Origin of the sequence: Clostridium ragsdalei P11, from assembly GCF_001675165.1 — a bacterium.
Lineage (GTDB): Bacteria > Bacillota > Clostridia > Clostridiales > Clostridiaceae > Clostridium_B > Clostridium_B ragsdalei.
The window spans coordinates 1-10,596 of record NZ_LROS01000043.1 but is presented as its reverse complement, the minus strand read 5'-3'; the positions used below and the strand labels follow the sequence as shown (position 1 = coordinate 10,596).

The 10,596-nt window shown below is 32.2% G+C and carries 7 protein-coding genes and 2 pseudogenes; all 9 read right to left on the bottom strand.

What is annotated here, in order from left to right; genetic code table 11:
• Positions 1–207 (bottom strand): annotated as a pseudogene (locus tag CLRAG_RS15185) (AAA family ATPase); the annotation flags it as partial.
• Between the two features lie 103 nt (positions 208–310).
• Positions 311–1,390, bottom strand: coding sequence for an XdhC family aldehyde oxidoreductase maturation factor (locus CLRAG_RS15180; RefSeq protein WP_065079179.1), 1,080 nt, complete (start codon positions 1,388–1,390; stop codon positions 311–313).
• Positions 1,391–1,437: 47 nt separating this feature from the next.
• Complete coding sequence (trsS, locus tag CLRAG_RS15175; RefSeq protein ID WP_065079178.1) at positions 1,438–2,826, bottom strand: radical SAM (seleno)protein TrsS; 1,389 nt, start codon at positions 2,824–2,826, stop codon at positions 1,438–1,440.
• Positions 2,823–3,284, bottom strand: coding sequence for a DVU_1555 family C-GCAxxG-C-C protein (locus CLRAG_RS15170; RefSeq protein ID WP_065079177.1), 462 nt, complete (start codon positions 3,282–3,284; stop codon positions 2,823–2,825). The genes trsS and CLRAG_RS15170 overlap by 4 nt, the downstream gene beginning before the upstream one ends.
• Positions 3,277–4,011 carry a DVU_1556 family methyltransferase gene (trsM, locus tag CLRAG_RS15165; protein WP_065079176.1) on the bottom strand — a complete coding sequence of 245 codons (735 nt, stop codon included), beginning with the start codon at positions 4,009–4,011 and terminating at the stop codon, positions 3,277–3,279. Before trsM ends, CLRAG_RS15170 begins: the two co-directional genes overlap by 8 nt.
• Positions 4,011–4,217, bottom strand: coding sequence for a DVU_1557 family redox protein (locus CLRAG_RS15160; protein ID WP_013239059.1), 207 nt, complete (start codon positions 4,215–4,217; stop codon positions 4,011–4,013). The genes trsM and CLRAG_RS15160 overlap by 1 nt, the downstream gene beginning before the upstream one ends.
• Positions 4,218–4,219: 2 nt before the next feature.
• Positions 4,220–6,493: a pyridine nucleotide-disulfide oxidoreductase/dicluster-binding protein gene (locus tag CLRAG_RS15155; RefSeq protein ID WP_065079175.1), complete on the bottom strand. Its 2,274-nt coding sequence runs from the start codon at positions 6,491–6,493 to the stop codon at positions 4,220–4,222.
• Between the two features lie 214 nt (positions 6,494–6,707).
• Positions 6,708–9,436: pseudogene (locus CLRAG_RS15150) on the bottom strand (molybdopterin-dependent aldehyde oxidoreductase).
• A 357-nt stretch (positions 9,437–9,793) separates the two neighbouring features.
• On the bottom strand, positions 9,794–10,596 hold an 803-nt coding region (locus CLRAG_RS15145), incomplete at its 5' end, for a sigma-54 interaction domain-containing protein (protein ID WP_167351580.1).

Here is a 10,596-nt window from a genome sequence, read left to right as displayed (position 1 = left end):
ATTAATTAGCTGCTCCATATAAGGTGCTGCAGTCAATATTAAATTTCTGTTAGCTGCAAATCTTTTCTGTAATTCAGCATCGTGTATTATTTTTTTACTAAAGACCTGGTGTGAATCAATACTGAACTTTTTACATCTTCTATGTGAAAGTTCTATATTGGGCTTAGATACAACTGCATTGTCCAATTTGCAAATAGCTGCATTCATTATAATCCCCCCGTCATAATAACAATTTCTAATTCAACTTTGCATTATTATAGGAAAGTTCATTAACATTCTTCTATTTTCCCATTGCAGAAGAATATCATACTTAAATAATCATAGCTTCAACTTTATTTTTTTGATTGAAAGATTCCCTTTCAACTTTTATAAGTTCTGCTACAATACTTATTGCTATCTCTTCAGGAGTTTGTGCAAATATAGTAATACCTATAGGGCTGTGCACCCTTTTTAAGTCTTCCACTGTATATCCTTCATCCAAAAGACAATTATAGACAAATTCTCTTTTGGCCTTACTTCCTATCATACCTATATACTTTGCATCAGTTTTAAGCATTTGCCCGAGAACTTCCTTATCATAGGCATGTCCCCTGGTAACTATTACTATATAGCTGTTATTATCCACATTTACATATTTAAGCATATTTTCAAAAGAAGGAACTACTTTTACTTCCTCAACATCTTTAAATCTTTCTCTATTTGCAAATTCTTTTCTATCATCTATGACAATCGTTTTAAAATCCAATATTTTTGTTACTTCTGCAATTTTTTGTGATACATGTCCTGCCCCTATTATATATAGGGTTTTACTATTTAAAACAGGTTCTATTAAATAATGTCCCTCATCTAAATCAATATACTGTATAGTAATATTTTTAAATTCTTCTCTTATCTTTCTTATTACACACTGAACTTTATCATCTTCTTCACCATAAAGTGATGATTCACTACAAACCCATTTATCTATACCTTTTATGCTCTTTCCTTCTTCAGGGATCCTGGTTACAATTACAAAATTATCCCCTCTTCTCTTTAACTTCTGAACATTTTTATACATTTCCACCATTTTACTATCATTGTAATCCACATATTCCAAAAGCAGTTTAATGTCACCTCCGCATGCTGCTTCTAATTTTTCCGCTCTTTCACTAGTAAGTGAACATTTTTTAATTATATATGCACCATTTTCAAAAACTTTTGAAGACAATTTCATAGCTGTAGCTTCAAATATACCCCCACCTATAGTTCCTATAATTGAAAGATCCTTCTTTATAACCATCTTGGTGATCTCTTCTCTAGAGACAGATCTCGATTTTTTAAAAACAGTAGCTAAAACAAATTTCTCTTTTTTATCTAAAAGCTCATTTATTGTTTCATAAATATCCTCCATAATTACCCTCTCCCCCTATTATCATGTACTTTTTCTTCATCAACTATCTATGCTTCAAGGGATGTCATTTTCATTTTGACTTTGCAATTTCTATAAATATAATTTCCTCCTGCATCTGTAATGTTATACATACAAAATGGTATAAGGTTTCCTTCTTCACTTACTACATGAATACAGCAGTCCTTTACTCTTTCCAAATCCACATTCCAGATATCTTGAAAGGCCATGCCAGATATACTAAAAGAATAATTATTTATGTTGTATAATATCTTATCCCAACTATCAATTTTACTAGATTTCACCTTTGTATTAGGATTAGTCACTTTTCTAGAAGACCAGTTTCGTGAAACAAACTCTTTGGCTTTTCTTGCCCCTTCTTCTGCCTTCTCATTTTTGCTGCAGCAACTTTTAGAGTTATTTGTAATATTTATCAATTCTTTCTTATCTTTATATATATAATTGCCATGAAAAGAGCAAAGTGCATTTTCACATCCAGGAGGTTTCATGCTTTCTATTTTAAATTTTCCAGATGTTTGTTTTTCTATATTTTCCATGATTTCAGGTAGGGTAATTCTTTGTTCTTCTTTAGGAACAAATGGTATCCTTCCAAAATAGCTCACAGGTTGAAAATGTACTCCCCTTACTGCCGGCATATTATTCAATCCGAAATTTATAATTTCCCCTATATTATCCTCATTTATTCCGGGAACTATAGTTGGCACAAGAACTACACCTATATTATGCTTTCTACAGTTTTCTATAGCTTTCACCTTAAAGTTCAAAAGTTCAGCTCCCCTTAATTTTCTATATATCAAATCTATTGTACCATCAAATTGTAAAAAAATCGAACTAAGTCCTGATATCTTTAATTTTTTAACATACTCTTCATCTTGTGCCATACGTATACCATTGGTATTCACCTGTATGAACTTGAATCCAAGTTTCCTTCCTAATTTTATTATATCAGGCAAATCATCTCTAATCGTAGGTTCTCCCCCTGACAACTGTACATTGCAGCTTCCAGAAGACTCCAATAATTTTTCATACATAAATTTTATTTTTTCTATGGGAATATCTTGTTCTTTACCTGCATAAGAATCTGCAAAACAAAATTTGCACTTTAAATTACACCTTTGAGTAACTTCTATTAAAGCTGTACATGTATGCTGTCTATGCTCACTGCAAAGACCGCAGTCAAATGGGCATCCTTTTTGAACATTTGTAGAAGGATTTTTTATATAAGCCCTTTCTTTATTTCTAATCCATTTCTTCATGGAAATATTGCCTTTCCATAAAATAGTCCTAAATTGTCCATGATCTGGACAATATTTTTCCATATAAACTTTATTACCATCCAAAACCTTTTTTGCATCAATTTTTTTTAAACAGATTGGGCATAAACTTTGAGTTTCAGAAATTATATCTGCACTTTTCACACATCATCATCCCTATCTCCAAAATCATATCCATATTTGCATATTATCTGCTGAATCTTTTCGTAACTTTTGAGGAGAATTTCTCCACATTTTACAGGATAATTTATAGTGCCATTCTCATCAGTTATTTTTTGAATTCCTATTATATCTCTACACTCAGTACTTTCAAATTCTTCTTTAAACCAATTTATATATTCACTTAACATGGGCTGAAAATTTTCACTGTGATATTCTCTGGTCTCACCTTTTCCTGCATAAAGTCCTATAACTGCTATACCTCCAGTTAAAATTCCACATATTTTTTCATCGGAGCCAAGTCCTCCACAAAGTCCATTTAGAGCCCTTATCAAGTCTGTATTTTCTGTTTCTTCATCTTCTAAAGCCAATTTAAGAATTATTTGAGTACAGCAAAACCCCGATGAAGCTAATTTATATATACGGAAAGCAGTATCATTCATAACATTCATCCTCCTTTTTCGCTATCATTATAAAATAGCCAGGCTTACAATTTTTTAATAGTTGCTGAAATTCACAACCATCTATAGAGCAGCTAGACACTTTATTCCAAAAAATACTCATGGAACCATAAGTAAATATTGTCTTTACCATAAGTTCTTTTAACATATCACTGCAGTCTTCCAAAAGTTTCACATGAAAACCTATATTTTTAACTGTATTTTTAAGTTCATCTAAATTATGAAGACCTCTCATACAACTATTAACTGAAATCTCATGAAGTTCATGGATAAATTCAGTTTTTCTGGCATATACATCTGTAATAATAAACCATCCACCAGGTTTCAATATTCTAAAGACATCTCCTATAACATTATTTAAATTTTCCATAAGGGAAAGGGTACATTCTGCAAAAACTCCATTGAATTCTGCATTATGAAATGGAATTTTTTCACCTTTCCCACAGATAAATTTTAAATTTTTATATAGTTCTTTACCTTTGTTTATTAATTTTTGAGAAGGATCAAGGCCAACTGCACTTATATTATATTTTTCACACAAATAATTTAACGTAGCTCCCGTACCGCAGCCTAAATCCATTATGGAATCTTTTGAAGAAAGTTTACAAAATTTCACTGCCTTATCTGTCAATGTAAATCCCCCAGGCCTTAGAGTTTCTCCTGTAATATTTTTCATATCATCACTCTCGTAAGCATTACAGCATTTCATTATTTATCCTCCAGTCCTTTTTCCACTTCCAGCATTTTACCTAAGGCTAAATCCTCCTCTATAATTACCATTTTGCACTTAGGACACTGCATAAGCTCCACTTCAAAATTTCCACCAAGATAACAAACTTTTACCTTTTTAAGTTCTAATTCTTTACTACATTTATCACAAATCCATGGAGTTGTTCCTTCTTTGATAACATTCATAATTATTCCTCCACTATTTCCATTCTGTGACTATACACACTTTTAACTAAAATTTCATCCTTACTTATTTCATATTCCACCCAATAAGTTACATTATTAATTCTAAGCCTGCATAAATAATGTGAATTTTGTGGATTAAAAAATCTTTCTCTATTTTTTTCAGCATTATCTATGGCTTTTTCTATATCATCAAGTAAAATCAGTCTATCTTTCATTTGATTTTGTACATTATCAGGTATGTTTAATTTAAACTCATAATGCTTTACTAAATCATTTACTTCCTCATTCCATAGTTCTTTCAAAAGTTTAATTTTAAGAAGTGTTCTATTTTCATGCCTACGTGAAAGAGTAGGTATTTTTCTTAAAGCAGCTTTTCCTAAATCATCGCTGTAAATTAAATCTAAAATATGAAAAGTTTTTTTACCCTCATCTATAAATAAATCCTTACACATTGAACAATAAACTAAATAGTCCAGGTTACTTTCATTTATTCTATCTTTTACAAAGTCCTTTGATTGTTCTTTATTTGCAAAATACACAAGTCCACCATAACCACAGCATTTAGTTTTTTCTTTTGAAAATTTAAGTTCTTTTATTTTATATCCCAAGGAAGTTGCTATATTTCGTATACTTTCTTGAATTTTTTTATTATATCTAGTGGAACATGCATCATGTACAGTCAATATATTATTTTCTTTTATTTTATTGCCCTCAGGTACTCCATATTTATCCATAACTTCCCATAGAGAGATGAATTTCATATCCCCCATATATTTTTCAAACATACTATAACAGCTGGAACAGGCCAAAATGAAAGTTGGCTTTCCTGCCTCTTCCCATTTATTTCGTATATCTTTTATATTTTTCTCCAATAAATCCTGTCTTCCAGCCCAATCCGCTGGTGCACCGCAGCAGCCCAGCATTATTCCAACTCCATCCTTGATATTTTCCATAAGATATTTATATATTTTAGGTATATATTCAGGAGAAGATGCAGGCAATTGACATCCTGGATAAAACATATATTTAACTTTTTCATATCCCGGCTGATTTTTTACCATTGAAAAATATTTGCTATTGCTGAATTCCATATCCTTAAGTGCAAAATCATGAGCTGATACAGGCATTTTTTCTCTTTCTACCATACTTTCACGGGTTTCTTGTATTATATCCTTCATATCTAAATTAGAAGGACATACTTCACCGCAAAGTCCACAAAGAGTACAGGAATTAATCATTTCATTTGCATAATGATCTCCTAATATTATAACTTCATTGTGATTTATTTGCCTTATATATTTTTTAGGCGTAATATTATATTTTTTTAAATGGACGCAAACATTTGAACACTCTGTACACTGACATTTTATACATCTGCCTGCTTCTTTAATGGCTTCCTGTTTATTATATCCTAAAGAATTTTTTTTAGTTGATTCTACACTTTCTATATCATCTAATTTAAGTTTTAAAGGTGTATCATAAGCACCTTCATTTTCTCTTGCAACTGTAAGAGAAATTTTTTGAAGATACCTATCAATAGATATGACCGCTCTTCTTCCAGAGCTTATTGAAAATATAACTGAACTGTTTTGGTTTACAATTCTTCCTCCTGCAAACAAAGAACTATCTTCTACTTGAAAAGTTTGTGTATTTACTTTTAAATTTTTTTCCCAAATACCTGTTCCTATATAAACTGCATCATACATTTTTAGTATGTTTTCTAAACTTTTTTCATCTATTAATTGATTTAACTTTACTTCTACATTTCCTTTATTTATTACCTGTAACTCTTCTTCTATGATTTCTTTTGAAAGCTGCTCTCCTTCAAAATTCCACAACCTTCCACCGACTTTTTCACTTTTTTCATATACAGTTACTTTATAACCTTTTTTATCTAAATCAAAAGCAGCTGTAATGCCACTTATACCTGCACCTACTACTGCTACTTTTTTCCCATTTTTAGGTATTGGAATCGTTCTTTTTTTAGAAGAAAGGCCTAATTTTACTACGGCTTTTTCAAGTTCATGTATATTTATAGATCCACCTAATTTATTTCTTACACATGCATTTTCACAAGGATGATCACATATATTGCCTATTATTCTAGTAAAAGGCATCTTTTTAGCCATAACCTTATAAGCTTTCTTGAAGTCATCTTGTTCTATTGCCTCAATAAAGGTTTTTACGTCCATGTGTATAGGACACGCAGATATACATGCTGAAGGTTTATCTGCAATACATAAATCCTGTTTACCTAACAATTTATTTAAATCCATATAACTCCTTCCCCCCTTTTAAATAAAAATGAACCAGAAACTATGAAAACATTATCTTATAATTTTTAATATCAATAGATTTCTTTGCATCAGATGGAATCTTAATTCCATCTGATGGCTATTAACATACCTCTTAGTGTTTTTAGCTCTTAGAAATCCTTATACAATTACTTGTTTCTGATTCATTTAGAGAGATAATTAAATTGCTTTCTTATTATTTTTCTAATTCTTTAAGTGCAGCTAATACCTTTTCTGGACGTGCAGGTAATTTTGTTATCTGTACTCCACAAGCATCATAAATTGCATTAACTATAGAAGCATGAGGTGCTGAAAGTGGCATTTCACCTGCACCTGAAGCACCATAAGGGCCATTTGGTCGAGGTGTTTCTTGATATATTATTTTTATATCATCAGGTACATCCCTAATTTGTGGTATTCCACAACCTGTAAGTGTAGTATGTTTCTTTAAATCTTCAAAATCTTCACTTAAAGCAAGTCCTATACCTTGGGCTAATCCACCATACATTTGACCATCAACTACTAGTTTATTTACTATAGTTCCTACATCAGCTATCATAGTAAGTTTTTCTACTTTAGTCTTTCCTGTAGTAGTATCTACTTCTACTTCTGACATAAGGACACCATACATATAAGTTGGGAATGGATCTCCTTGACCAGTTGCTGGATCAGGAGCTGTACAAGGTGCTGTCCATTTTCCATCATATTTTAAAGGTTTTTTTGCAGCTACCATTTCATCATAAGTCATGTAAGTACCGTCGTCCTTTTTCATAGCTGCCAGTAAGTTTTCGCAAGCAACTCTAGTAGCATTTCCTGTTAAAACGTTAGAACGACTTCCACCTGAAGGACCACTGTCTGGAGTAAATTCCATATCATTCATAACTAACTTAATATCTTCTGGCTCTAATCCTATTGGTCTTAAAGTTTCATGAGCTATAGTTAAAGTTCCCATGTCAGCTCCTTGACCGTGATCTTGCCAAGAGTTTCCTACAGTAACCCCTTCTGCAGTCAATTCTGCCCATGCATTTGAACTATCTGCACCATCAAGACCGCAACTATAAATTAATAAGGAAGTTCCTACTCCATATTTCTTATCTCCAGAATTAACATTCTTATTTTTAACTCTTTCCTTAGCATCCTTATATAATGGGCGTAACTTTTCAATCATAGTTGGCAAGCATATTCATCTGGATCACAACCTGTAGGGGTTTTGTCTCCTTCTCTATAGACATTTTCATATCTCAATTCAAGAGGATCCACACCCATTTTCTTAGCCATTTTATCTACTAAAACTTCTGAAGCAAATAAACTTTGTGGTGAACCATATCCTCTAAATGCTGAACCCCAAGCATGGTTTGTAGCAACTGTTCTTCCTTCTCCTCTTATATTTGGAATATTATATCCTGCACCCATAAATTGTGAACCTCTTGTAGTTACAAGGTCACCAAATTCACAATATGGGCCATGATCACAAGACCAATCAGTTTCTAATGCAACAAATTTTCTATTCTTGTCAGCACCTAATTTAAGATGCATAAAGAAAGGTGATCTTTTTCCAGTGTAAGTTATTTGTTGATACATATTAAACTCAAGATATACTGGCCTTTTAGTTACCAATGCAGCTACACCGAGAAGTCCTTCCATTGTTGGACTAAATTTATATCCGAAAGTACCACCTGTAGGATTTTGAACTATATAAAGATCCTTTAAAGGTACTCCTATACCATCAGCTACCATAGCTGCATGACAATGAAGTGCTACACTCTTTGAATGTATAATTAACTTTCCATCTTCATTAATATATGCACATCCAACATCCGGTTCAAGTGGAAGATGCGGCTGCCTTTGTACATATGAATCATCTTCAACAACGTAAGGAAGAGAATCCATTAAAGGTTTTGTATCTTCACCTTTTACAGTACCACATTCAAAATAAACATTTGGTGTTCCAGGATGAATTTCTATAGCATCCTCAGCCATAGCTGCTGGTGCACTCATATATGCTGGAAGCTCTTCTATTTCAACTTTTACTTTTTTTGCTGCTGCTTCTGCTTGACATGGTGTATCTGCAAGTACCATAGCTATTGCATCACCAAATTGGAAAATCTTTTTATCATTTAATATAGGTCTCTCAAGTCCATCACCCTTATTTGTAGGGAAAGCCAATCCATTTATCCTATTTGTACCTGGTACATCTTTATAGGTTAGTACTCTATAAACTCCCTCCATTTTTTCTGCTTCTGAAGTATCTATAGATAATATGTTTGCATGAGATACTGTAGCCTGTACTAGCTTAATGTGTAATGTATTTTCTGGCATCTTTAATCCTAAATCTGCTCCAAAGTCCCAGTTTCCTGTTACTTTTGCAAGAGCAGAAGGACGTATAGCATCTGAACCTAAAAGGCTTTTTCCCTTTGGAAGTTTATACCATAATTCTTCTTTCGTTACTTCGCCACGCATAAGTTTTGCTGCTTCCATTACTGCATCAACTAATGGCTTATATCCTGTACACCTGCAAACATTTCTGTGTTTTTGGAACCAGGCTCTAACATCTTCTCTTGTTGGATTACTATTGTGTTCAAGTAATACTTTAGATGAAATTATAAATCCAGGTGTGCAATAACCACACTGTGCTGCACCATGAATCATCCATGCTAACTGCAGTGGATGAAGATGTTTTTGATCGCCAACTCCTTCTATAGTTATAATTTCTGATTCATCTGGAACCCTTTTCATTTTAGTTATACAAGATCTTACTACTTTACCATTCAAAATTACGGAGCAAGCACCACATTCTCCTTTTCTACATCCAACTTTTGTTCCAGTAAGAAATGCTTGTTTCCTTAAAGCATCTGCCAAAGATCCCTCTGGATCTGCTATAATAGTTTTTTTAACTCCATTAATAATTAAATACTTTTTTAGCATACTATATACCTCCTCAATTTTTATCTACAACTTGCAATTTGAATCGCATTCATATTACAAATTGTAGATGTGTTTTAATGTTGGTCGAAATATTTAATGTTACTATTTATATAAGCAATATGTATGCCAATGTTGAAAGTGTCCAAATTAGGTAGTGTTTTAATGATGCTTATTATGTTGTGTTCATTTTTAGATCAAAGTAATCAAAAAATGGTGTTCATTTTTTGATTACTGTTCGTTTTTTGGTCATTGTTCTCCCTTTCCCCATATATTTTATATTAATAAAAACATAATTATAGGGTTACCAACAATATATTTGTAGGTAACCCTCTCTTTTTCTTTTTTTAATGAAAAATATTACATTTGTATATTATACTTTTTTATCTTGCTGTATAAAGTATTTCTCATTATACCAAGCGCTTCTGCTGAATGAGTTATATTTCCCTTAAACTTCTTCAATACTTTAGTTACATGTTCCTTTTCCATATAATCTAACTTTAAACAGTCATCACTAATATTCACAAGTACCTCATTATCACAATTTTCTTCTGTAAAGTAACCTGTAGGTATGGATTCAGTGTTTATAATTAGCTCAACCAAATTTTCTAATTCTCTTATATTTCCAGGCCAATTATAGTTAATCATTTTCTTCAAGTATTCTTCTGATATAACCGGCTCTTTTTTATTTAACTTTTGTGCTATACTCTTAACAAAATATTGAATAAGAAGAGGTATATCCTTTTTTCTTTCTCTAAGTGGAGGTAAGTATAATGGCAGAACATTTAATCTGTAATATAAGTCTTTTCTAAATCTTCCAGCTTCCACTTCTTTTTTTAAATCTCTGTTTGTGACAGCTATAATTCTTACATCTACAGGTATAGACTTTGAACTCCCTATTCTCGTTATTACACCTTCCTGTACAACTCTTAGAAGCTTTGTCTGCATATCAAGTGGCATTTCTCCAATTTCATCCAGCATCATAGTTCCACCATCTGCCAATTCAAATTTTCCAAGGTTTCCACCTTTTTTGGCACCTGTAAAAGCTCCTTCTTCATATCCAAAAAGCTCTGACTCTATAAGTTGTTTAGGGATAGCACCACAATTTAAAGCTACAAATGGTCCATCTACCCTGCTGCTGTAATTATGAATTGATTGTGCAA

Bases quoted from the DNA above. Each gene is read 5' to 3' on its own strand.
- CLRAG_RS15180 (WP_065079179.1), bottom strand. From the start codon at position 1,390: ATGGAGGATATTTATGAAACAATAAATGAGCTTTTAGATAAAAAAGAG.
- CLRAG_RS15170 (WP_065079177.1), bottom strand. From the start codon at position 3,284: ATGAATGATACTGCTTTCCGTATATATAAATTAGCTTCATCGGGGTTT.
- trsM (WP_065079176.1), bottom strand. From the start codon at position 4,011: ATGAAATGCTGTAATGCTTACGAGAGTGATGATATGAAAAATATTACA.
- CLRAG_RS15160 (WP_013239059.1), bottom strand. From the start codon at position 4,217: ATGAATGTTATCAAAGAAGGAACAACTCCATGGATTTGTGATAAATGT.
- CLRAG_RS15155 (WP_065079175.1), bottom strand. From the start codon at position 6,493: ATGGATTTAAATAAATTGTTAGGTAAACAGGATTTATGTATTGCAGAT.